We start from the raw sequence: 22,066 nt of genomic DNA on the forward strand, positions 1-22,066 counted from the left end.
CCATGAGCGCCACCACCACCTCCACGCCCGCCGCGACCGCCACCACGGCCGACGCCGAGCGACGCTCTGCCCGTCGACCGGTGCCGGGTTGGCTCCGACCGACCGTCTGGTTGCCCCTCGTCGTGATGCTCGCCGTCCTGGCGGTGCTCTGGCAGATCGGCGCGACGGCGATGCCGTACCTGCTGCCGCCGTTGCCCGCGGTGGGGAGACCCTCGCCACGCAGCTGCCCTACTACCTGCAGAACGCCGGCATCACCCTGGCGGAGTCACTCGTCGGCCTGGCAATCGGGTTCCTCGCCGCCTTCGTGCTCGCGGTGCTGACGAGTGAGCTTCCGATCGTCCGCCGTGCGGTCATGCCGATCGCCATCGTGCTGAACGTCACGCCCCTCGTCGCGATCGCCCCGGCCCTGGTGGTGGCGTTCGGGTTCGGGCCGCTGCCGAAGCTCGCCATCACGGCGCTCATCTGCTTCTTCCCGATCCTGATCAACACCGCCGCCGGCCTGCGGTCCGTGCCGCAGCCCGTGCTGCAGGTGTACAAGACGATCGATGCCTCCCGGTTCGAGATGCTCGTGCACCTGCGGATCCCGAACGCCCTGCCGTTCGTGTTCGCAGCCCTGCGGATCGTGTTCCCGCTGTCGATCATCGGCGCGGTCGTCGCGGAGCTGTCCGCCTCGGGTTCGACCGGCGGACTCGGCACCGTGATCAGCACGGCGTCGTCGATGAACCAGCTCGCCGTCGTCTACGCGGCGATCGCGATCCTCGCGGTGATGGGCGTGGTCCTGCTCGGACTCATCACGCTCGTCGAGCGGCGCGTCCTGCACTGGCACCGCACAGCGAACGACTGACGCGCCGTCCTCCGGCCGCACCACGCCGCCGCCCCGCGGCCCTGCCGCACCACCCGCCGGCGCGAGCCTGCCCGCGCGACGTCAGCCGCGCCTCCAGGCCGACGTCAGGCGACCCACCGACTCACCGACCCACCGACCCACCGACCCACCCGCACCACCTGCACCCGCACCCGCCCTGCACCACCCATCCCTTCCCACAGGAGTGACCATGCAGCACAGCACCATGCAGCACCGCACCACCCACCGCACCAAGGCCGCACTCGCGGCCCTCGCCACCGCCGTCGTCGCCCTCGCGCTCACCGGATGCAGCACCGGCTCGAGCGCCGGCACCACCTCGTCCGAGGGCAGCGCGATCTCGGCCGAGCGGTGCAAGGAGAACAAGGACGCCGGCAAGATCACCTACCTGTCCGGCTACCAGTACCAGTCGTCGGCGTCGATCCTCGAGTACATCGCGGCGGACGAGCTCGGCTACTTCAAGGACCTCTGCCTCGACGTGACCCTGAAGCCGGGCTCGGGTGACACCGCCCAGAACACGAAGCTCCTCGCCAGCGGCCAGGCCACCGTGTCCGCCGTCGCCGAGCAGGACCTCATCCAGGCCCGTGCGAACGGCATCGACATCACCGGGATCTCGTCGTACTCGAACGCCGGCCTCGACGTCCTGATGACGAACAAGGACATCACGAAGCTGCCGCAACTCGACGGCAAGGTCGTCGGCCACAAGGGCTACGTCCCCGCTTCGGTCCGGGCGATGATGGAGAAGGCCGGTGTCGAGTGGGACTCCCTCACGCTCGTGAAGGAGGGCTACGACCCGTCCGTCCTGCCCCGCAAGCAGAACGGCCTCGAGGCGCTGACGGGCTTCGTGTCCAACGAGCCGAACCTGCTCAAGGCCGCCGGCGACGACGTCACCGTCTGGCAGCCCGTCGACTACGACATCCCCTCGTCGATCGGTGCGATGGCCGTGAACCCCGCCTTCGCGAAGGCGCACCCGACCGCGGTCGAGGACGTCCTGCGCGCAGCCCTGCACGCCTACGACTTCTGCTCCGCGAGCGAGGCGAAGACCAAGCAGTGCGTCGGGTACGCCGCGAAGCTGTCCGGCGCGACCTACGACACCGCCCAGAACACCAAGATCTGGACCACCGAGACGAAGGTCATCGCGGACAACCCGACGCCGGACCAGCCGCTCGGCGGGATCGACCCGGAGAACGTGACGAAGCTTGTCGACATGCTGCACCAGTTCGACATCGTCAAGAGCTCGGTCACCGCCGACGACGCGAAGGGGTGGTTCACGAACGAGTACATCGACGCGATCACGAAGGACGGCGAGACCGTGTGGCCCGCACCGTGAGCCCCATCGTCACCGAGTGTTCCGCAACGACCAGAAAGGCGGCGTGAGATGCCCGCGAAGGAGTACGGGATCTTCCTCCCGATCGGCAACGGCGGGTGGATGCTCTCCACCACGGCGCCCCACCCCGAGGCGACCTACGCCTGGAACAAGCGCGCGGCGCTCCACGCCGAGACGATCGGTCTGGACTTCGTGATGTCGATGGCGAAGTGGCGCGGCTTCGGCGGCTCCACCGACCACTGGGGCCGCTCCCTGGAGTCGATGACGATGATGGCCGGCATCGCCGAGGCCACCGAGCGGGTCAAGATCTGGGCGACGATGCACGCCAACGTCCACAACCCGGCGGTCGCCGCGAAGATGTACACGACGCTGCAGGACGTCTCCGGCGGCCGGGCCGGCATGAACATCGTCAACGGCGCCTACGCGGCGGAGTTCGAGCAGTTCGGGATCTGGGACGCGGCCCTCAGCCACGCCGACCGGTACCGGATGACGGAGCTCTGGACCGAGGCGGTCACGCGCCTGTGGACCGAGGACAGCGTGACGATGCACACACCGTACTTCGACCTCGACGCGTGCGAGTCCCGCCCTCACCCCGCATCGCGGCCGACCATCATCAGTGCCGGCAAGTCCGAGGCGGCCCGGGCGTTCCAGGCGAAGCACGCCGACGGCGCCTTCCTGGCGGCGGACAGCCTGGACGAGATGCGCGACCTGTCCCGCGACGTCCACGACCGTGCCGCCGCCGAGGGACGCGAGTGCCGCACCTACTCGATGCTCACGGTCGTGCAGGACGAGACCGACGCCGCAGCCCAGCGCAAGGTGCGCGAGTGGGGTGCCGGCGTCGACCGCGAAGCACTGGCGTCGATGCGGGCGTCGTGGGGCGTCCCCGCCGAGCAGGCACGTGCCTGGGCGGACGGCGCTGCCGGTGAGGACGCGTTCCAGACCGCGTACGTCGCCGGGTCCGCCGAGACCGTCACCGAGCACATCGAGTACATCGTCGACCGGGGCGAGCTCGACGGCCTGATGCTGATCTTCCCCGAGTACGACCAGGACATGGTGCTGTTCGGGGAGACCGTCCTGCCGGCGCTCCGCCAGCACGACGCGGCGGTCGTCCGGTGACCGGGGACTCGACGCGGGTCGCGACCCGCGGCTCGTGCGGCTGCTAGACCGGGGTTCGCCAGCTGCCGGTTCGCCGGTGGGTGGTTCGCTGGCTGCCGGTTCGCCGGTCGGCGGTTCGCGTCCCGCGCTCGTCGTCGTCGACGTGCAGCGTGACTTCGGTGAGCCGGCGCGGATCGCCCCGTACGGACTCGACGCCCGCGCGTCCGTCGCCGTCGACGCCGCCGTCACCCGCATCGGTTCGCTCGTCGACGAGGCCCGCGCAGCGGGCGTCCCCGTCGTCTGGGTCGAACTCGGCAGCGACCCGGCCAGGCCGTGGCGCTCCAGCACGTGGCTGCGCGGCGGTGACCCGGCCGGACCCATGCCGGACGACGAACCCTGCCGGATCGGCACGGAGGGCGCCGAGTGGTACCGCACGGCGCCCGCGCCCGGAGAGACACGCGTCGTCAAGCGCGGCTACAGCGGGTTCCTGGGCACCGACCTGGAGGCCCGGCTCACCGCCGCAGGGATCGGCTGGGTCACCGTCGTGGGGCTCACGACCGAGTGCTGCGTCCTCGCGACCGCACAGGACGCGATGCAGCTCGGCTGGCCCGTGGTGGTCCCGCAGGACGCCACCGCCGCGTACGACACCGACGTGCACGACGCCGCACTGACGCTGATCGACCTCAACGTGGGCGTCGTGACCGACGCCGACGAGACGGTGGCGCTGTGGCGCGCGGCTGCTGCGTCTGCGTCCGCGTCTGCGTCGGTGTCGGCTTCGCCGGTGGGTGCCCGATGAGCGGCATGCACCTGGCCTACGACCTCTCCTTCACCCACACCGAGGGGCGGTGGGCAGCGGCCGGCAGCTGGGTCGGTCAGGACTTCCCCGACGTCCGCATGTACATGGAGGTCGCCCGGACCGCCGAACGCGCCGGCGTCGACATGCTGTTCTTCGGCGACGGGTCCGGTGTGCCGAGCACGTGGCGCGGCAGCATCGACCCGGCCGTCGAGTGGGGCATCCAGTGGCCTCGGCAGGACATGTCGCCCGTGATCGCCGCGATGTCCACCGTCACGGAGCACATCGGGTTCGGGCTCACCTACTCGTCCACGTTCACCCACCCCTTCTCCGTCGCCCGACTGCTCAACTCGCTCGACCACGTCACGGGCGGGCGGATGGCGTTCAACGTCGTCGCCTCGTCGCGGGGCGCGGACGCGGCGAACTACGGGTCGGACCACCTGATCGACCACGACCTGCGGTACGAACGGATGGAGGAGTTCATCGGCGTCTGCCGTGCGCTCTGGGACTCCGTCGCCCCCGACGCGATCGTCCGCGACCGCGCGACGGGGCGGTTCGCCGACCCGGCCGGGGTGCACCCGATCGACCACGACGGCCGCTTCTTCAAGGTGCGCGGCCCGCTCGCGAGCGTCCCGAGTCCGCAGCGGCACCCCGTCGTCGTGCAGGCCGGCAACTCGCCGCGCGGCATCGCCGCCAGTGCGTCGTTCGCCGACCTGGTGTTCGGGTTCGGATCGAGCGTCGCCGGACAGCTCCGGCACCGGAACGCCCTCGACGCAGCGCTCACCGACGCCGGTCGGGACCCGTCCGGCGTCGGGATCCTCTGGGCGACCCAGGTCATCGTCGGTGCCACCGACGCCGAGGCCGCCGCCCGTCGTGACTCGCTGCTGTCGTTCTGGAACCGCGAGGCCGTCGGCACCTTCATCTCGCACAACGCCGGGTACGACTTCTCCACGCTGCCGGCGACGTTCCGGCTCGGCGAGCTGCGCGACGAGATCGTCGCCGCGCAGGCGAGCCCGGCCGGCCTGGTCGGCAGCCTGGTCGCCGAGTTCGGCGAGGACCACACCATGGACCGCGACGACTTCTTCGAGCACGGCTGGCGTGCCGCGACGGGCCTCGACCACATGCTGGTCGGCGACGCCGCGGGGGTCGCCGACGCCCTGCAGGAGAACTTCGCGGCCACCGGCGGACGCGGCGGCTACATGCTGTCCAGCCCGCTCGGCATGCCCACCGGGTTCGCCGACCTGAGCGAGCTGCTCGTGCCGGAGCTGCGCGCCCGAGGTGCCCTGGCGCCGCGGTACCCGGGGTCGACGCTCCGCGAGAACCTGGCGGTGTGAGGTGACCCCGGCCCGTCGGTGGCTCGCGCTCGGCGGGCTCTGCCTCGGCTTCTTCATGCTGCTGCTGGACAGCACGATCGTGTCCGTCGCCCTGCCGGACATCGGCAGCGACCTCGGCACCGAGGCGTCGCTGTCGGTCTGGGTGAACAGCGCCTACCTGTTCGCGTTCGCGGTACCGCTCCTCGTCGCCGGTCGACTCGGCGACCGCTTCGGGCACCGCCGGGTCTACCTGCTCGGGCTGGCGGTGTTCACCGTCGCGTCGGTCGGGTGCGCGTTCGCACCGGGGATCGGCGCGCTCATCGTCTGGCGCGCCGTGCAGGGCGTCGGTGCCGCGCTGCTCACACCCCAGTGCCTGACGGTCATCCGCTCGTTGTTCGAACCACCCCGGCTCGCCGTCGCGCTCGCCGTCTGGAGCGCCGGCGGCGGTGCGGCGACCGTCGCAGGCCCGATCGTCGGCGGCGTGCTCGTCGAGGCGTGGGGGTGGCCGTCGGTCTTCCTGGTGAACGTGCCCGTCGGCATCGTCACCGCCGTCGCCGTGCTCCGGTTCGTGCCGGTGTCCCGACGCATCGCGGTGCCCTTGCCGGTGCTCGCCGTCGTCGGGGTGACCGCCGGGGTGTTCGCGGTGGTCGTCGGTGTCCAGGGCACGGGCGACGGCGTCCTCGCCGCACCCCTGCCGCGGGTCGGTCTGGTGGTGCTCGGCGCACTCGTCGTCGCTGCGGTGCTCACGGTGCAGCGCCGCGCGGGGACCGGGCGCTCGTCCCGCTCGGGCTGTTCGGTGACCGCGGGTTCGTGACCGGTTCGTGGGGCGCGACCGCCGCGTCGTTCTGCGTCGGCTCTGCCCCGATCCCGCTCATGCTCGACCTGCAGGACGGACGTGGTCTCGGACCGGGTGCCGCGGCCCTCGTGCTCGTGCCGATGGGGGTCGCCTGCCTGGCCGCCGCACCGTTCGTCGGCCGCACGACGAACACCGCGGGCCCCCGTGCGACGGCGACCATCGGCGCCGTCCTGCTCGTCGTCTCGGTGGCGCTCACCGCCGTGCTCATCGGGACCGGGGCGCCCCTCTGGGCGGTGGCGACGGCGTTCACCGGCTTCGGGGTCGCGAACGCGTTCGTCTGGTCACCGTTCTCGCTCGCGGCGGTGCTCGGGGCCGGACCGGCGACCATCGGTGCGGCGTCGAGCACGTTCAACACCGTGAAGCAGCTCGGCGCCGTCCTGGGCAGCACGGTCACCGCCGTGCTCCTCGCGGTGTCGACCGACGCGATTGCCCTCGGCGCCCTGGCGATGGCGGCCCTCGGGGCACTCGTGGCGGCGGCGTCCCTGCCAGGGCGAGCGCCGGCGGTCCTGACCGGCGCGGTCGTGCACGGCGCCGGGGTCGGGCACGGGCTCGGGTTCCCGACCGCCAACCTGCTGCCCGACGACGACGGCGCGGTGCCGTCGGACGGGGTCTACGTCGGCTGGCTCACCGCGCCGACGTGGTCCGGTGCCCGTGAGGCCCTCGTGTCGATCGGCAGCAACAGCACCTTCGCCGACCGGCCGCGCACCGTCGAGATCCACGTGCTCGACTTCGACGGCGACCTGTACGGCACCCCCATCGAGCTCACCGTCGGTCGTCGGCTCCGGCGGCAGCGCACGTTCCCCGGGCCGGACGCCCTCGTCGCCGCGATGCGTGCCGACGAGCGCCGTGCCCGCACCCTGCTCGCCCGCTCCTGAACGAAGGAACCACCATGCAGCACGACTTCATCGACGACCCGCTCGACATCCGGGAGGCGATCGCCGAGGTCCCCTCCGTCGTGGCCGCCATCGCCGCACGGGTCGAGGGCGTGCCGGTCGTCATGGTGGCGACGTCGTTCACCGTCGGGGTCTCGTACGACCCGCCCCTCGCGACCATCGCCGTGCAGCACTCGTCGACGACCTGGCCGGACCTGGCCGGGGCGCCGGTGCTCGGCATCTCCGTGCTCGCCGAGGGGCACGCGGCCCAGACCCGGCAGCTGGCCTCCCGCGATCGGTCGCAGCGACTGGTCGGCGTGCCGTCCACGGACACCGGGGCGGGAGCGATCCTGCTCGACGGCGCGCACTCGTGGCTGGAGTGCTCGGTCGAGGCCGTCCACCGCGCGGGCGACCACGACATCGTGGTGCTGCGGGTGCTCCGGTTCGCCCGCGACTCCGCGAACGCGGCGCTCGTGTGGCACCGGCCCGCTCGGCGGCCAGCAAGCGCCACCGCCTGACGTTCTTTCCCAGAACGCGGGCGATGGGAAGCGGAATCGGGCGTACCTGGTCAGAAGTTCTGGCCCGGTACGCCCGAAACGACCCGGTACGCGGCACGACCCCGCGCGACGCCCCTCAGGACGCCAGCGCCGCCATCTCGCGCACCACGGCCCGGAGCCGCACCGCGAGCTCGTCGTTGTTGCGCACGGAGTCGCGGTGGGCGGCCTCGCTGAGCGCCGACATCACGAGCGTCACCGCCGTACGTGCGGTCTGGTCGTCGGTCCTGGTGCCCACGACGCTGAGCAGGGACTGCCGCGACTCGGCCATCCACTGCATGACCATCGAGGACATCTCGGGCCGGAGCACCAGCAGCTCCTTCATCCGTCGGCGGTCCTGGGACAGCGGTACGGTCGCCGCGACGAGGGTGCAGAGGTCGTCGACCAGGCCGCCACGAGCCTCGGTGAACCATGCTGCGGAGGGCTCCGGGACCTCGACCGAGTCGAGTCCGAGGGCGGCGTGCGCCTTGGACGAGAAGTAGTTGAAGAAGGTGCGGGGCGAGACGTCGGCATCGGCGCAGATCTGCTCGATGGTGACGCCGTCCAGCCCGTGCGCGGACACCAGTGTCAGGGCCGCGTCGTGCAGCGCCTGCCGGGTCTGCTGCTTCTTGCGTTCCCGCAGGGTGCACGGCTCCGTCGCCGCTGCAGCTGCCGGGGTGGTGATCACGTGGACTCCTGGTGGTGGGGGTGGTGGTGGGCCGTCCGTGCCGGAAAGGGGGCACGGCACGGACGGCCTGGTCGGTCACCGACGGTGCGTCGGTGTGGATCCGGTCGAACCCGATCCGGTCGAACCCGATCCGGTCGAACCCGATCCGGTCGGACCCGATCCGGCCGGACCCGAGCCGGTCGAACCCGAGCCGGTCGGCACGGACCCGGTCATCGGACCGGTGAACGAGCCGGCGTCGGCAGCGGCGGCGCCGGCTTCGGCCTCGAGCTGGGCCTCGGCGGACAGGTCGGCACGCTCCTGCAGTGCGGAACGCTGGCGCAGCGGCGGCACCCGGAAGAACCAGGTGAGCACGAACGCGAGCAGGATCACGCCGAGGCCGACCCAGTAGATCGTCACGGACGAGGCGTTGAAGCCCGCCATGAACGGCCGGGTCAGGCGGCTGTCGGCACCGGTCAGGAACGACGTGTCGTTCGTGCTGGTGGCGCTGTCGCTCGTGGTGTTGCCGTCGTCGATCTTCTTCGCGAGCTCCGGGGTGAGCTCGTCGACCCAGTAGGAGCGCTGCGAGGCGTTCGACCAGTCGACGGACACGGTGCCGTCTTGCACGCTGGCGTGTGCCTGGTCGGCGACCTGCTCGAGGGCGGACTGCTCGGCCGCCGGTGTCGCCGCTGCGACCTGCTGGTCGATGACGGTCTGTGCCGAGGCGGCGGGGACCGCACCGGCGGCGACCTGCTGCTGCACGGCTGCCGTGACCTGCTCGGTGACCGCGGCGTCGGCGGCCTGCGTCGCCTTCGCGGAGGCAGCGTCGAGCTGCGACTGCACGGTCTTCGTCAGCGGGGTGACGACGGGCGTCCAGATCTTGTCCATCGCGCCCTGGTTCGCCTTCGCACTGGCGACGGTGGGGTTGAGCGCGGCGTCGAGCGCCGGGCCGAGGTCCTTCTCGTTCGCGGTCGCGTGCAGGATGTTCGCCGGCATCACCGAGAACAGGATGGACAGCAGGACCGCGGTGCCGAGCGTTCCACCGATCTGCCGGAAGAACGTGGCGGACGACGTGGCGACGCCCATGTCACGGGCCTCGACGGAGCCCTGCGAGGCCAGGGTCAGCGACTGCATGACCGAGCCGAGGCCCAGGCCGATCAGGAACATGCCGATCATCAGGAACCAGAGCGGCTTGTCGATCGACATGAAGGTCAGGACGACGTAGCCGGCGGACACGAGCGCGGTGCCGATGACCGGGAAGATCCGGTAGCGGCCGACGCGGGCGACGATCTGACCGCTCGTGATCGAGGCGATCATGAGACCGCCGACCAGTGGGAGCGTGGCGAAGCCGGACTCGGTCGGGGTGAGCCCCACGACGATCTGCAGGTACAGCGGGATGGTGAGCATCGCACCGAACATCGCGAAGCCGACCAGGAACCCGATGACGGTCGCCATCGAGAACGTGCCCGAGCGGAAGAGCTTGAGCGGGATGATCGCCGCGTCGCCCATCTTCGACTCGATGAGCAGCAGCCCGATCAGGCCGACGACCCCGACGACGTAGCAGGCGATGGCGGCGGGGAGCCCCAGCCCCAGATGCGGCCCTGTTCGGCGACGAGCAGCAGCGGCACGAGGGTGACGATGACGGCGGTTGCGCCCCACCAGTCGACCTTGGGCTTCGCGTCGTCGGCACTGTGCACCTTCGGCAGGTGCAGGAACACGATGACCATGAGGAGCGCGGCGACACCGATCGGCACGTTGATCAGCAGGACCCAGCGCCATCCCGTGATCCACAGGATCTCGGAGGAACCGGCGAGCAGGCCGCCGATGAGCGGCCCGATGACGGACGAGATGCCGAACACTGCGAGGAAGTAGCCCTGGTACTTCGCACGCTCACGCGGAGCGAGGATGTCGCCCATGATCGCGAGCGGCAGCGACATGAGGGCACCGGCACCGATGCCCTGCACGGCGCGGAAGGCCGCGAGCATGAGCATCGAGGTGGACATCGACGACAGGACCGCGCCGAGGATGAACACGACGATGCCGAAGATGTAGAGCGGGCGGCGGCCGAAGATGTCGGAGAGCTTGCCGTAGATCGGCGTCGCGATCGTCGAGGTGATGAGGTAGGCCGTGGTCACCCAAGCCTGCTGGTCGAGGCCGTGCAGGTCGTCGCCGATGGTGCGGATCGCCGTGCCGAACACCGTCTGGCCGAGGGACGACAGGAACATGCCCGCCATCAGGCCGTAGATCACCAGGAGGATCTGGCGGTGGGTCATCAGGGGCTGCGGGCCGGTCCCGCCGGAGGCTGCTGGGGCCTCGGCGGTGTGCCGACCGTGCTGCACCTGGACGGGTGCGGTGGCGGTCATCGAACTCCTTTTTCGTGCTGTGTAACTTTGCAGACCGCGCAACGATACATCTGTTGCTTCCAGCAAGCAACTAAATGTCCCACTACGCTTGCCCCATGTCCGACGACCGGCGCGCCGCCGAGCGACTCCTGCGATCCCAGCTCGACCGGCTGTGGGTCCGGCAGACCCTGCGTTCCTCGCTCATCGAGTCCCGCGGCGGCCTCGACCCGACCGCGCGGGTGATCCTGCGAGCCGTCGCCGGTCACGGACCGGTCCGGGCAACCGCGATCGCCGACGCGACGGGCCTGTCGCGCCCGGTGATCAGCCGCCGGGTGGCGTCCCTGGTCGAGGCCGAGCACCTGGTCGGCTCGCCGGACCCCGCCGACGGCCGAGCGACCCTGGTCTCGCTCGCACCCGCGGGCAAGCAGCTGCTCGACCAGCTCGACGCCGCCGGTGCCGAGGTCTTCGACGACCTGACCGAGGAGTTCGCCTCGGACGAGCTGCGCTCGCTCGCCGAGATGCTCACGCGGCTGAACGACCGGGCCGACGCGGTCCTCGGGATCGGCACCTCACGCCCGTGACGTGACCACGACATGACCGGGAGGCGCGGGGCGGGCCCGCCCCGTTCCTCCCGTCCGGACGCCCTCCGGTCACTGCGGGGCGTGCATTCGAGATACCGTTGGTGTATGAGCACGGACACCGCCACCACCACCGAGACCACCGACGAGGGGCCCGTGGTGACCTTCGCCGATCTCGGCCTGAGCGATGCTGTGCTCAAGGCCGTCAAGGACATCGGCTACGAGACCCCTTCCGCCATCCAGGAAGCCACCATCCCCACACTGCTCGACGGCCGCGACGTCGTCGGCCTCGCGCAGACCGGAACCGGCAAGACCGCCGCCTTCGCGCTGCCGATCCTGTCCCGCATGGAGCCCGGCAGCAAGAAGCCGCAGGCGCTCGTGCTGTCCCCGACGCGCGAGCTCGCCCTGCAGGTGTGCGAGGCGTTCGAGCAGTTCGCGTCGCACATGAAGCACGTCCACGTCCTGCCGGTCTACGGCGGTCAGGCGTACGGCGTGCAGCTGTCCGCCCTGCGCCGCGGCGTCGACGTCATCGTCGGCACTCCCGGTCGCATCATGGACCACCTGGCGAAGGGCACGCTCGACCTGTCCGAGCTGAAGTACCTCGTGCTCGACGAGGCCGACGAGATGCTCAAGATGGGCTTCGCCGAGGATGTCGAGACGATCCTGGCGGACACCCCCGACGACAAGCAGGTCGCCCTGTTCTCCGCGACCATGCCCGCTCAGATCCGCCGCATCTCGCAGCAGTACCTGACGGACCCGGCCGAGATCACCGTCAAGACCAAGACGAAGACCGCCGCGAACATCACGCAGCGCTACCTGATGGTCTCGTACCCGCAGAAGGTCGACGCCCTGACCCGCATCCTCGAGGTCGAGGACTTCGAGGGCATGATCATCTTCGTCCGCACCAAGAGCGAGACCGAGACCCTGGCCGAGAAGCTCCGGGCCCGTGGCTACGCCGCAGCCGCCATCAGCGGTGACGTCGCCCAGGCCCAGCGCGAGCGGACCGTCAACCAGCTGAAGTCCGGCAAGCTCGACATCCTCGTCGCCACCGACGTCGCCGCCCGTGGCCTCGACGTCGACCGCATCACCCACGTCGTGAACTACGACATCCCAGTCGACATCGAGTCCTACGTGCACCGCATCGGCCGCACTGGTCGTGCCGGCCGCTCGGGTGACTCGATCAGCTTCGTCACCCCCGCGAGCGTCGCCTGCTCTCCGCGATCGAGCGCCACACGAAGCAGCCGCTCACCCAGATGCAGCTGCCGACGATCGACGACGTCAACGAGACGCGCCTGACCCGCTTCGACGACGCGATCACCGCGGCGCTCGAGGACCAGGGCCGCATCGCCGCCTTCCGCGACGTCATCGCGCACTACGTCGATCACCACGACGTCCCCTCGGACGACGTCGCCGCTGCCCTGGCCGTGGTGGCGCAGGGCGACTCGCCGCTGCTCCTCACCGCAGCCGACGACGCCCTCCGCACGCAGATGGAGCGCGACGCCCGCCGTGGCGAGCGCGACGACCGCGGTGCACGCGACGACCGTGGCCCGCGCAGCGACCGAGGTGGCGACCGCGACCGCGACCGTGCGCCCCGCCGTTCGCAGCCGATGACCGCCTACCGCATCGAGGTCGGCCGTCGTCACCGCGTCGAGCCCCGCCAGATCGTCGGTGCCCTCGCGAACGAGGGCGGCCTGCGCCGCGACGACTTCGGCGCGATCCGCATCCAGCCGGACTTCTCCATCGTCGAGCTGCCCGCCGACATGGACGGTGGCGTGCTCGACCGCCTGACCGACACCCGGATCAGCGGCAAGCTCATCGAGATCAAGCCCGACCGCCGTGGTGGCGGCCGCCGCGACGAGCGTCCGGAGCGCAAGCCGCGCTACTGACGCGAGCCGCGTCCTCGACGCGACCACCGGCTGACGGGAGGCGCGGTGCCAGCTGGCACCGCGCCTCCCGTCCGTCTGTGAGGTGACGTTCCGCGCATGGGGTGGCGTTCCGCGCCTTGGATGCAGGAAGTCCCGACCGCCCACGCGCGATTCGTCCTCCGATCGCGAGTGCGATGGGACGTTCCGCTGCGCAGCCTTGCGGTGCGGGGAACCGCACATCACGCCCGGACCCGTTCCCCTGGCTCCCGAGCGGTGCTGTGATACCGGAAGCCGTGACGCAGGGAGCCGCGGGGAAGAGGGGAACGCACGTGTACCGAGCACTCATCACCGTTGCAGCAGCGGCGGCGCTCGTCATCGGGGAGTGGCGCCGGCGACGGCTGCCCCCTCGTCTCCGTCCTCGGCGCCGGGTGCGCCGACCTCCGTCCGGGTCTCGGGCGCTGCCGACAGCGCCACCGTCACCTGGGGTGCCCCGAAGTCCGGCGCGAAGGTCACCGGGTGGACCGTGGCGATCGCCCCCGTGCAGCAGCAGCCCGACGACGGCGTCGACCGACTGCCGGCGAAGGCACGGTCCGACCGGTTCGGTGACCTCACCCCGAAGACGACCTACACGTTCTCGGTGCGGGCGGTCAGCGGCAAGAAGGCCGGGCGCGCGGTGGCCGTCCGCTACACGGCACCGGCCGTCGTGGAGACGACGCAGTCGCTCTTCGCCCTCGACGCGTCCGGCAACGTCGTGCGGTTCGCCGAGGACGGTTCCGGCACCGGGAAGGTCGTCGCAGCGAGCGGGACCGGCTTCACCGCGGACGATGTCGGTGACGTGTTCACCCCGTCGGCCGACCACACCGCGATCCTCTTCCACCCCGCCGACGGCAGCGCGACGCGGACCCTGGCGACCGGCCTGCACCTGACGCCCGACCTGCGTTCCGACGTCGCCGGCAACCTGTACTGGATCGACTCGGTGACGGGTGCGGTGCAGAAGCTCCCCGTCGGCAGCTCCACCGCGGCCACGGCCGTCACGTTCCCGGCCGCGCAGAACTCGGCGTCCCGCTCCCAGTGGGCCGTCGGCCGTGACGGCACCGTCTCCGCCTACACGAGCACGGCCACCGGGGGCCTGGTCAACACCGCCAGCCCGACGGGCACCGTGACGAAGCGGACGGTGGCGTTCCCCGCCGGCCAGACGTACGGGTACCTGTCCGGGCTGCTCGCAGACGGGTCCGGAACCCTCTACGTGTCCTTCCAGTCGCCGGGCGGTTCGGGGTACTTCGGCTGGTACGCCCTGCCCGCCCGCGCCACGGCGTTCACCGTGATCGAGCCGCGGATCGCGTTCGAGTACGCGGCGGTCAACTCGACCGACCTCACGATCCTGCAGTCCGCGCAGTGGTGCGCCGCGATCAGCGAGGGAGCCCCGGCGGCTGCCACGTCGACCGGACCCTGACGCACCAGTTCGTCCGCAACGCCTCCGGCGCGACCACCGAGCGCACGACGAGCGGGATCACCGCGAACGGTCGTGCACCGTACGTCGGGGCGACGGATGCCCAGGGCGACGTCTTCGTCGCGATCGACGGCGGCGCGACGCCGGGGCTCTGGCGCGTGCCGGCCTCCGGCGGGGCTGCGCAGCAGCTGTCGTCGGCGCAGTACTCGCGGCTGCTGGTGATCTGACCGGCAGACCGAGGCAGGACGGGGTGGGACGCAACGGCGCGTCCCACCCCGTCCTGTGTCGCGGGCGCTGGCGGCGCGCGGCGTGCGGGACGTGCGGGCCCCAGGTTCCAAAGTATTGGATCCTCGACGCTCCCTGCGCTGATCCGTGGAACCTCGGCGGCGCACCTGCGGCGTGGTGTGGAACCTCGGCGCCACCACGCCCCGCCCGGCACCCCGCCCGGCACCCGGCACGCCGCCCGGCACCCCGCCCGCCTCACCCCACCCCCGCGACGGTCCGGCGGCACACCTCGTCCCACGGGGTCGGCTCGATGCCGAACACCGTGCGGCTCTCGGCATCGTCGACCACGTACGGTGCGGTCCACTGGTAGCTCATCTCGGCGAGCTCCCGCATCATCGGCGACACGAGCCCGAGCGCACGGATCGCCACCGCGGGCATCCGGCGGACGGGCACGGGTGCCTTGCCGGCCGAGGCCAGCACCTCGGTCAGTGCCTGCCGCTGGGTACGAGGAGCGTTGCTCGGCACCATCCACGTGCGGCCGTGTGTCCGCTCGTCCGAGGCCGCCGCCATCAGGGTCCTGGCGACGTCGAGCACGTCGGTGAAGGTGTGCGGCAGGTCGGTCCTGCCGATCATCGTCACGGCCTTCCCCTGCAGCGCGGCCGGCAGCACCCGCGTGACGTGCCCGTTCGCCCCGATGCCCGGCCCGACGTAGTCCGAGGCCCGGACCTCGACCGCGCGGACCCGTCCGGCCCGGTGCGCCGCCAGCGCGTCCGCCCACATCCGCGCGCGGAGGATCCCCTTGTGGTCGGTCGCCGCGTCCGGGGTGTCCGGGCGCATCGGTCCGTCGACCGGGCCGTACGGGTACAGGTTCCCGGTGATGGCGTAGACGGCTCCGGTCCGCTCGGCAGCGGTCAGCATCGACGCCGCGAGCGGTGGCCAGGTGCGCTCCCACTGGGTGTAGTCGCCGGGGTTCGCGCAGTTGTACAGCACGGCGGCGCCGTCGGCTGCCCGGGTGAGCGCCTCGGCGTCGGAGGCGTCGAGCGCGAGGTGTCCGACCCCTGACAGGCCGGTGTCGCGGCCCGAGCGTGTGGCGACGGTGACGTGATCGCCGCGTTCGGCGAGCAGTGCGGCGACGTGGCGGCCCACCGGGCCGGCGCCGATGACGAGGTGGTGGTGCGACATGGTCCCTGCTTCCGTCGGTTCGCGAGAGCGGTGCTCTCGCAACCAGGATGCGTGCTCGGCGACAAAAGAGCAAGAGCACTGCTCTCATTTGTGTGCAGTGCTCTCGTGTGGCATGGTGGCCGGATGGCCCCGACAGCACGCGAGCTCGCCCGGCAGACGATCCGGACGGACATCCTGGCCGCCGCGCGCACCCGCCTCACCGACGAGGGGCCCCCAGCGCTCAGCCTCCGAGCCGTCGCCCGCGACGTCGGCATGGTGTCGTCCGCGGTGTACCGCTACTTCCCGAGCCGCGACGACCTGCTCACCGCGCTGCTCATCGTCGACTACGACGAACTCGGCGCAGCGGTCGAAGCTGCGGACGCCGCGGCCGGCCCGGAACCGGGTGCACGCTGGGTCGCCGCGTGCCGCGCGATCCGATCGTGGTCCGTCGCGCACCCGGGCGACTTCGCGCTGCTGTTCGGGTCGCCCGTGCCGGGCTACGCCGCACCGCGCGAGACGGTCGCGCCCGCCGCGCGGACGACGCTCGCGCTGGTGCGGGTGGTGGCCGACGCGGCCGCGCCCGGCGGGGACGTCACGTCGGCATCGGGAGTGGACGGGAGGCCTGGATCACCCGCCGCGCCCACGGCGGCTCCCGGGGCGGCCGGTCCCGCCGTCGCGGACGCAGTGACCACCCTGCGGTCGTTCGGCATCGCACTGCCCGACGAGGTCCTGGTCCGCACCCTGATGGCCTGGTCGACGGTGTTCGGGACGATCTCGTTCGAGCTCTTCGGCCACTTCGTCGGCTCGGTGTCCGACGGCGCCGCCTACTTCGACCAGGTGATCGCGCGGCTCGCCGACGACCTCGGGTTCGCCGCAGCGTTCTGACCGGTCGTGTGGGCGGCCCGGGCCGTTGTCCACGACTCGCACTCGGGGCCTGACAGAGTGCCGGTCGCTGCGGTAGACAGGTCCTTACGCCGAGGTCGTGCCCGACGACCGGAGCGGACGGACGGCACGGTGCCCCCTGGGCAGCGGCCGGACGACACCACACCCGGGCGCGCGCTGCGGCCGGGGTCCGCGCGGATCAGGAGGCACCCTTGCGACGCAGCTCGGCCGACGGCCCCGCAGACGGAGTGACCGGGTGACCGCGCTCGAGGTCAGCCGCCAGGACCGCCGCCGGCTCACCACCGGCACGGCCCGTCGTCGGCTCGTCACGGTGCGGACGGTTGCGCTCCTGGCGTCGATCGCCGGTGTGAACTACGTCGTCTGGCGCTGGGCCGCATCGGTGAACTGGCACTCCTGGTGGATCGCCGTGCCGCTCATCCTGGCCGAGACCTACAGCGTGATCGACTCGCTCCTGTTCGCGTTCGGGGCGTGGCGCCTGCGCGAGCGCGGTGAGCCCCCGACGAAGCCGTCCTCCGACGTCACGGTCGACGTCTTCATCACCACCTACAACGAGCCCGTCGAGATGGTCGTGCGCACGGCCCGTGCGGCGCAGGCGATCACCCACCCGCACACGACGTGGATCCTCGACGACGGCAACCGCCCCGAGATGCGTGCGGCCGCCGACTCGCTCGGCATCGGCGTCATCACCCGTGGCGCCGACTGGATCGACCGTCCCCGGCACGCCAAGGCCGGCAACCTCAACAACGCCCTGCTCGCGACCCAGGGCGAGTTCCTGCTCATCCTCGACGCCGACCAGGTGCCCGAGCCCGGCATCCTCGACCGCACGCTCGGCTACTTCAAGGACCCGCGGATGGCGCTCGTGCAGACGCCGCAGTGGTTCGAGAACGTTCCCGAAGCGGACCTGCTCGGCAGTCAGGCGCCGCTGTTCTACGGGCCGATCCAGCAGTCGAAGGACGGCTGGAACGCCGCCTTCTTCTGCGGGTCGAACGCGATCCTGCGGCGCGAGGCCCTGATGCAACTCGGCATCTCCCGCTACGTGGTCGAGGTGGAGGCCTCGGTGCAACGCACGATCACGACGTCGCGGAAGCTGTTGGCCCGTGCGCGTGAGACCGAGACGGACCCGCGGGTGCTCGGTGCCCTGGACGAGGCCGAAGCCGTCGTCGACCGCGCCCGCGACCAGGTCCGGGCCGGCGAACCGCTCGGCGACGTCACCTACGCGTTCCAGCGGGGGATCGACACGATCGCCTTCCGGTTCGCCGCCGCCGACCTCGAGTCCGTGCGGAACGACCTGCAGGAACTCGCCGCGATGTCGACCGACGCGAACACCTTCGCCGGGCTCGACGACGCCGCGCTCGACGTGCTCGGGCGGCGCGACGCATCGCCGGTGGCGGCCATCGAGTCGATCGCGGTCCTCGCACGGGCACTCGACGTCAACCGCGACGACGAGGCGCAGCCGATCATGCCGCTGGCGACGATCTCGGTGACCGAGGACATGGCCACCGCCATGCGGCTGCACGGGCTCGGCTGGAAGTCGGCGTACCACGACGAGATCCTGGCGAAGGGCCTGGCGCCGGAGGACCTGCCGACCATGCTCGTGCAGCGGCTCCGCTGGGCGCAGGGCACCATGCAGGTGTTCTTCCGCGAGAACCCGCTGGTGCAGAAGGGCCTGTCCTGGGGCCAGCGTCTGATGTACTTCTCGACGATGTGGAGCTACCTGTCCGGGTTCGCCGCGATCGTCTACATCGCGGCCCCGGTGCTCTGCCTGTCGTTCGGCGTCGTGCCGGTGCAGGCCTACAGCGTCGACTTCTTCGCCCGGCTGATCCCGTTCCTCGTGCTCAACCAGCTGCTGTTCTGGGTGGTGGCCGCCGGCAGACCGACGTGGCGCGGGCAGCAGTACTCGCTCGCGCTGTTCCCGGTGTGGATCGAGGCGGTGACGAGTGCGTTCGAGAACGTGTTCCGCGGCAAGCCGCTCGGGTTCCGGGTCACGCCGAAGGTGCGCGACGAGACCGAGCAGAAGCCCCGGTGGGACCTCGTCAAGCCGCAGCTCATCGCGATGGGGGCGCTGGTCGCGGCACTGCTCGTGATCGGCATCCGCTACCTGACCGGGCAGGCGTCGGGTATCGCGCCGCTCGTCAACACCGCGTGGGTCGTCTTCGACCTGTTCATCTTCAGCATCGTGATCCGGGCCGTGCGCTACCGCGGCCCGAGCACGGGGATCCAGTCAGAGCACGAGTCGAGCACCGCCGGAGGACCACTGTGAGCGCCGAGACCACCTTCGACGTCGCCGCGACGCCCGTGTCGCTCGACGAGGTCCAGGACCGCTTCGGCGTCTGGTGGGACGGACTCGGCATCGACGACGCCCGGCTCCGCTTCGCGCTGGAGACCGCGCTGGCCGAGGTCGCCGCGAACATCGTGGAGCACACCACGCGCGCCGACCAGGAGACCGGTCGGCGCTACACCGTGCGGCTCGAGGCGACCGATCGGGCACTCACCGCGGAGCTCACCGACAACGGTCTGCCGGTGGACATCGACCTGAGCGCCGTCACGATGGCCGACGTCGAGCAGGAGAGCGGACGCGGCCTGGCGCTCGCGATCGCTGCCCTCGACCGTCTGGAGCACCGGCACGAGCACGGACACAACGTCTGGACGCTGGTGTGCGACCGGTGAGGCTGCTGGCGGCCCGCGTGGTCGCCGTCCTCGTCACGATCGCGACACTCCTGCTCGGCGGAGCGCTGCCCGCGTCCGCGATGACGGTGCACGCGGCCGCGGCGACGGAGCCCGCGAGCGGCACGACCTGGTTCGGTCCGGACCTCGACTGGGGCGACGACTCCCCGGCGGGGTACGAGGGACGGCTCGGCGCGACGCCGTCGATGTACGGGGTGGAGATCGACTACCCGCTCGACCGCTCGGCCCGGCGGGAGCTCCTCCGCGCGACGCGTGCCGCGGCGACGCAGGGCGCGGTCCTCGTCGTGAGCCTCGAGCCCGGGCAGTCGCTCCGGTCACTCGACGCCGCCGACGCCCGCGCCGTGAACACCGTGTTCCAGGAGATCCACGACCAGTACGACACCCAGGTGCTCGTGCGGTTCGCGCCGCAGATGAACGGCACGTGGGTTCGCTGGGGGCAGCAGCCGACGCAGTTCGTGCAGGCGTTCCGGACGCTCGCGACCGCGGTGCACGGCGGCGACTCCGAGGCGCGCATGGTGTGGTCGCCGTCGTACGGTGCGGGCTACCCGTTCGGCGAGTCCGCCGGGCGCCTGGCGGACCTCTCCGCGACCGACGTCGCGAGGCTCGACACCAACGGCGACGGCGAGCTGACCGCGGCCGACGACCCCTACGAGCCGTACTGGCCGGGCGACGCCGCGGTGGACTGGGTCGGGTTGTCGATGTACTACTTCGGCAAGGGCAAGTCGACCGAAGCCGCCGGTCGTGACGTCCCCCTCACCCGCAACGACGTGCCGGAGCGCGGCGAGGTCGAGTCCCGGTTCGACGAGACGTGGGGCTACGAGCAGCAGCAGGCGGACAGCTTCTACGACCGGTTCGCCGTCGACGGCGACCGGCCGATGCTGCTCGACACCGGTGCGTTGTACGACCACACCCGCCGGGGCGACGCAGAACTGCCGGTCAAGCAGGGCTGGTGGCGGCAGGCGATCGCCTCGGTCCAGGACCGCCCGTTGATCCGGGGCGTGACCTTCCTCGAGACGAACCGCCGCGAGCCCGAGGCCGGCAACCGTGTCGCCGACTGGCGCGACACCGCGGTGCCGGGGATCGCCGGTTCGTTCCGCACCGACCTCGAGCGCGGCGACCACTTCGCCTTCGGGCCCGTCACCGACCGCATCACCACGCAGCAGGGCAACGCCGCGACCGACCAGCAGTACGACACCGGCGGCGACCAGATGGCGTGGATCGTCTGGGTCGCCGTGGGCCTGGCGGTGGTGTTCCTGCTGAGCGGGCTGTTCGGGCGGTTGCTGCCGAGCTGGCGCTACCCCGACGACGGGAAACCCGGGCGCGACCTGCGGCTCGACCTGTTCCGTGGGTTCATCATCCTGGCGGTGGTGATCACCCACATCGAGATCGGCGGGCCGTACTCGTACCTCACGCTGCACGCGGTCGGTGCGATCACCGGCGCCGAGATGTTCGTGTTCCTGTCCGGCATGGTCCTCGGCATGACCTACCCGTTCGCCATCAAGAAGTTCGGCGAGTGGGCCGCAGCGATCGGGGCGTGGAAGCGTGCCCGCAAGCAGTACCTCGTCACGCTCGTGGTGATCGCGGTCGTCTTCGCGCTGAGCTTCGTCCCGTTCCTGAACACCGACGCGATCACGACGTTCACCGACCGGGGGACCGGCACCGGCGGCGTCGGTGCCGAGGGCCGGGTGTACGACCTGTACCCGAACGCGATGCAGCTGCTCGGCTACCCGCCGCCGTGGTACGCCATCCGACAGTTCCTGTTGCTCGAGATGGGCCCGTGGCCGTTCAACATCATGGGCCTGTTCGTGGTGCTGAGCCTGTTCATCCCGCCCCTGCTCTGGCTGATCCGCCGCGGCTTCTGGTGGGTGGTGCTCGTCGTGAGCTGGGCGCTGTACGTGTTCCAGGCCCTCAACCCGGAGTTCCGCCCGCTGAACTCGCAGTTCGAGGCGGTGTTCCCGCTGCTCACCTGGCAGGTCGTGTTCACCCACGGACTCGTGCTCGGGTACTACCGACGGCAGATCATCGGCGCGCTCACCGGGCGGCTCGGCAAGGTCCTGGTCGGCATCGGCGTCGGCGGCTACGCGGCGTTCCTGGTGTACGTCTGGGCGGCGAACCACGCCGGGTTCACGCCGGTCCCGTTCCCGGCGTCGATGTACGAGGACCTGTACAACACGGCGTACCAGCGGGTGGACCTGCAGTGGGGCCGACTGGTCGACATCGCGTTCTTCGCGATCGTGTCGTACGCGATCCTGACGGTGTTCTGGAAGCCGATCTCGACGGCGATCGGGTGGCTCTGGATCCCGATCGGGCAGGCGAGCCTCTACGTCTTCGTCTGGCAGGTGTTCTTCGCGCTGGCGATCGCGTCGATCCCCGGCGTGCCGTGGGGCGACTTCTGGATCGGCTTCGTGGTGCACTCGGCGTTGATCCTGCTGGCCTGGTACATGGTGCGGAAGAAGTTCCTGTTCTCGGTCATCCCGCGCTGACGCGTGCACCGACGGACAGGAGGCCCGTGGCGGTGTCGCCACGGGCCTCCTGTCCGTCCTCG

At 71.2% G+C, this 22,066-nt stretch carries 17 protein-coding genes and 3 pseudogenes; 17 read left to right on the forward strand and 3 right to left on the reverse strand.

Going from position 1 to position 22,066, the window contains the following annotated elements; translation table 11 throughout:
- Positions 1-88: 88 nt before the first annotated feature.
- The 9 genes and pseudogenes from JN350_RS06665 to JN350_RS06695 all read left to right on the forward strand — a co-directional run bounded on the left by JN350_RS06665 (position 89) and on the right by JN350_RS06695 (position 7,633).
- The gene (locus JN350_RS06665) at positions 89-844 is read left to right on the forward strand and encodes an ABC transporter permease (protein WP_240347593.1); all 756 of its coding nucleotides are present in this window, start codon (positions 89-91) and stop codon (positions 842-844) included.
- A 208-nt stretch (positions 845-1,052) separates the two neighbouring features.
- Entirely contained in the window at positions 1,053-2,189 is a 1,137-nt protein-coding gene (locus JN350_RS06670; protein ID WP_240347594.1) for an ABC transporter substrate-binding protein, read from the forward strand.
- Between the two features lie 48 nt (positions 2,190-2,237).
- Complete coding sequence (locus tag JN350_RS06675) at positions 2,238-3,302, forward strand: LLM class flavin-dependent oxidoreductase (protein WP_205464004.1); 1,065 nt, start codon at positions 2,238-2,240, stop codon at positions 3,300-3,302.
- A 76-nt stretch (positions 3,303-3,378) separates the two neighbouring features.
- The gene (locus tag JN350_RS06680; RefSeq protein ID WP_205464005.1) at positions 3,379-4,077 is read left to right on the forward strand and encodes a cysteine hydrolase family protein; all 699 of its coding nucleotides are present in this window, start codon (positions 3,379-3,381) and stop codon (positions 4,075-4,077) included.
- Entirely contained in the window at positions 4,074-5,408 is a 1,335-nt protein-coding gene (locus tag JN350_RS06685; RefSeq protein ID WP_205464006.1) for an NtaA/DmoA family FMN-dependent monooxygenase, read from the forward strand. The genes JN350_RS06680 and JN350_RS06685 overlap by 4 nt, the downstream gene beginning before the upstream one ends.
- A gap of 55 nt (positions 5,409-5,463) precedes the next feature.
- The gene (locus JN350_RS06690; RefSeq protein WP_275898030.1) at positions 5,464-6,201 is read left to right on the forward strand and encodes an MFS transporter; all 738 of its coding nucleotides are present in this window, start codon (positions 5,464-5,466) and stop codon (positions 6,199-6,201) included.
- Positions 6,168-6,566, forward strand: a pseudogene (locus JN350_RS20090) (MFS transporter); the annotation flags it as partial. The gene JN350_RS06690 and the pseudogene JN350_RS20090, both read left to right, overlap by 34 nt.
- A 123-nt stretch (positions 6,567-6,689) precedes the next feature.
- The gene (locus JN350_RS19100) at positions 6,690-7,118 is read left to right on the forward strand and encodes a riboflavin kinase (RefSeq protein ID WP_240347696.1); all 429 of its coding nucleotides are present in this window, start codon (positions 6,690-6,692) and stop codon (positions 7,116-7,118) included.
- Positions 7,119-7,132: 14 nt separating this feature from the next.
- Positions 7,133-7,633, forward strand: coding sequence for a flavin reductase family protein (locus JN350_RS06695; protein WP_205464007.1), 501 nt, complete (start codon positions 7,133-7,135; stop codon positions 7,631-7,633).
- 115 nt (positions 7,634-7,748) lie between these two features.
- Here the strand turns inward: JN350_RS06695 and JN350_RS06700 are convergent, their stop codons facing one another.
- Positions 7,749-8,336 carry a TetR/AcrR family transcriptional regulator gene (locus tag JN350_RS06700; RefSeq protein WP_205464008.1) on the reverse strand — a complete coding sequence of 196 codons (588 nt, stop codon included), beginning with the start codon at positions 8,334-8,336 and terminating at the stop codon, positions 7,749-7,751.
- A gap of 75 nt (positions 8,337-8,411) precedes the next feature.
- A pseudogene (locus JN350_RS06705) lies at positions 8,412-10,675 on the reverse strand (MDR family MFS transporter).
- Positions 10,676-10,770: 95 nt separating this feature from the next.
- Here JN350_RS06705 and JN350_RS06710 point away from each other — a divergent pair.
- The 4 genes and pseudogenes from JN350_RS06710 to JN350_RS06725 all read left to right on the forward strand — a co-directional run bounded on the left by JN350_RS06710 (position 10,771) and on the right by JN350_RS06725 (position 14,774).
- On the forward strand, positions 10,771-11,235 hold the full coding sequence (locus JN350_RS06710; protein ID WP_205464009.1) for a MarR family winged helix-turn-helix transcriptional regulator: 465 nt from the start codon (positions 10,771-10,773) through the stop codon (positions 11,233-11,235).
- 105 nt (positions 11,236-11,340) lie between these two features.
- Positions 11,341-13,118 (forward strand): annotated as a pseudogene (locus JN350_RS06715) (DEAD/DEAH box helicase).
- 361 nt (positions 13,119-13,479) lie between these two features.
- Complete coding sequence (locus JN350_RS06720) at positions 13,480-14,550, forward strand: fibronectin type III domain-containing protein (protein WP_205464010.1); 1,071 nt, start codon at positions 13,480-13,482, stop codon at positions 14,548-14,550.
- Complete coding sequence (locus JN350_RS06725) at positions 14,496-14,774, forward strand: hypothetical protein (protein ID WP_205464011.1); 279 nt, start codon at positions 14,496-14,498, stop codon at positions 14,772-14,774. Before JN350_RS06720 ends, JN350_RS06725 begins: the two co-directional genes overlap by 55 nt.
- A gap of 253 nt (positions 14,775-15,027) precedes the next feature.
- Here JN350_RS06725 and JN350_RS06730 read toward each other — a convergent pair whose 3' ends face one another.
- The gene (locus JN350_RS06730) at positions 15,028-15,954 is read right to left on the reverse strand and encodes an NAD-dependent epimerase/dehydratase family protein (RefSeq protein ID WP_205464012.1); all 927 of its coding nucleotides are present in this window, start codon (positions 15,952-15,954) and stop codon (positions 15,028-15,030) included.
- Between the two features lie 123 nt (positions 15,955-16,077).
- Between JN350_RS06730 and JN350_RS06735 the strand changes: the two genes are divergently transcribed.
- From JN350_RS06735 to opgC, 4 genes are all read left to right on the forward strand, one after another.
- Complete coding sequence (locus tag JN350_RS06735; protein WP_205464013.1) at positions 16,078-16,818, forward strand: TetR/AcrR family transcriptional regulator; 741 nt, start codon at positions 16,078-16,080, stop codon at positions 16,816-16,818.
- Positions 16,819-17,071: 253 nt separating this feature from the next.
- Positions 17,072-19,096 carry a glycosyltransferase gene (locus JN350_RS06740; protein WP_461964080.1) on the forward strand — a complete coding sequence of 675 codons (2,025 nt, stop codon included), beginning with the start codon at positions 17,072-17,074 and terminating at the stop codon, positions 19,094-19,096.
- Positions 19,093-19,503: an ATP-binding protein gene (locus JN350_RS06745; RefSeq protein WP_205464014.1), complete on the forward strand. Its 411-nt coding sequence runs from the start codon at positions 19,093-19,095 to the stop codon at positions 19,501-19,503. The genes JN350_RS06740 and JN350_RS06745 overlap by 4 nt, the downstream gene beginning before the upstream one ends.
- Positions 19,500-22,004, forward strand: a complete 2,505-nt coding sequence (gene opgC / locus JN350_RS06750; protein ID WP_205464015.1) for an OpgC domain-containing protein — start codon at positions 19,500-19,502, stop codon at positions 22,002-22,004. Before JN350_RS06745 ends, opgC begins: the two co-directional genes overlap by 4 nt.
- Positions 22,005-22,066: the final 62 nt, after the last annotated feature.

Source organism: Curtobacterium sp. 24E2 (genome assembly GCF_016925595.1).
Classification (GTDB): Bacteria; Actinomycetota; Actinomycetes; order Actinomycetales; family Microbacteriaceae; genus Curtobacterium.

Coding starts and splice junctions, on each gene's coding strand:
- JN350_RS06730 (WP_205464012.1), bottom strand. CDS start 15,954: ATGTCGCACCACCACCTCGTCATCGGCGCCGGCCCGGTGGGCCGCCAC.
- JN350_RS19100 (WP_240347696.1), top strand. CDS start 6,690: ATGGCGGCCCTCGGGGCACTCGTGGCGGCGGCGTCCCTGCCAGGGCGA.
- JN350_RS06685 (WP_205464006.1), top strand. CDS start 4,074: ATGAGCGGCATGCACCTGGCCTACGACCTCTCCTTCACCCACACCGAG.
- JN350_RS06735 (WP_205464013.1), top strand. CDS start 16,078: ATGGCCCCGACAGCACGCGAGCTCGCCCGGCAGACGATCCGGACGGAC.
- JN350_RS06710 (WP_205464009.1), top strand. CDS start 10,771: ATGTCCGACGACCGGCGCGCCGCCGAGCGACTCCTGCGATCCCAGCTC.
- JN350_RS06670 (WP_240347594.1), top strand. CDS start 1,053: ATGCAGCACAGCACCATGCAGCACCGCACCACCCACCGCACCAAGGCC.
- JN350_RS06695 (WP_205464007.1), top strand. CDS start 7,133: ATGCAGCACGACTTCATCGACGACCCGCTCGACATCCGGGAGGCGATC.
- JN350_RS06690 (WP_275898030.1), top strand. CDS start 5,464: ATGCTGCTGCTGGACAGCACGATCGTGTCCGTCGCCCTGCCGGACATC.
- JN350_RS06675 (WP_205464004.1), top strand. CDS start 2,238: ATGCCCGCGAAGGAGTACGGGATCTTCCTCCCGATCGGCAACGGCGGG.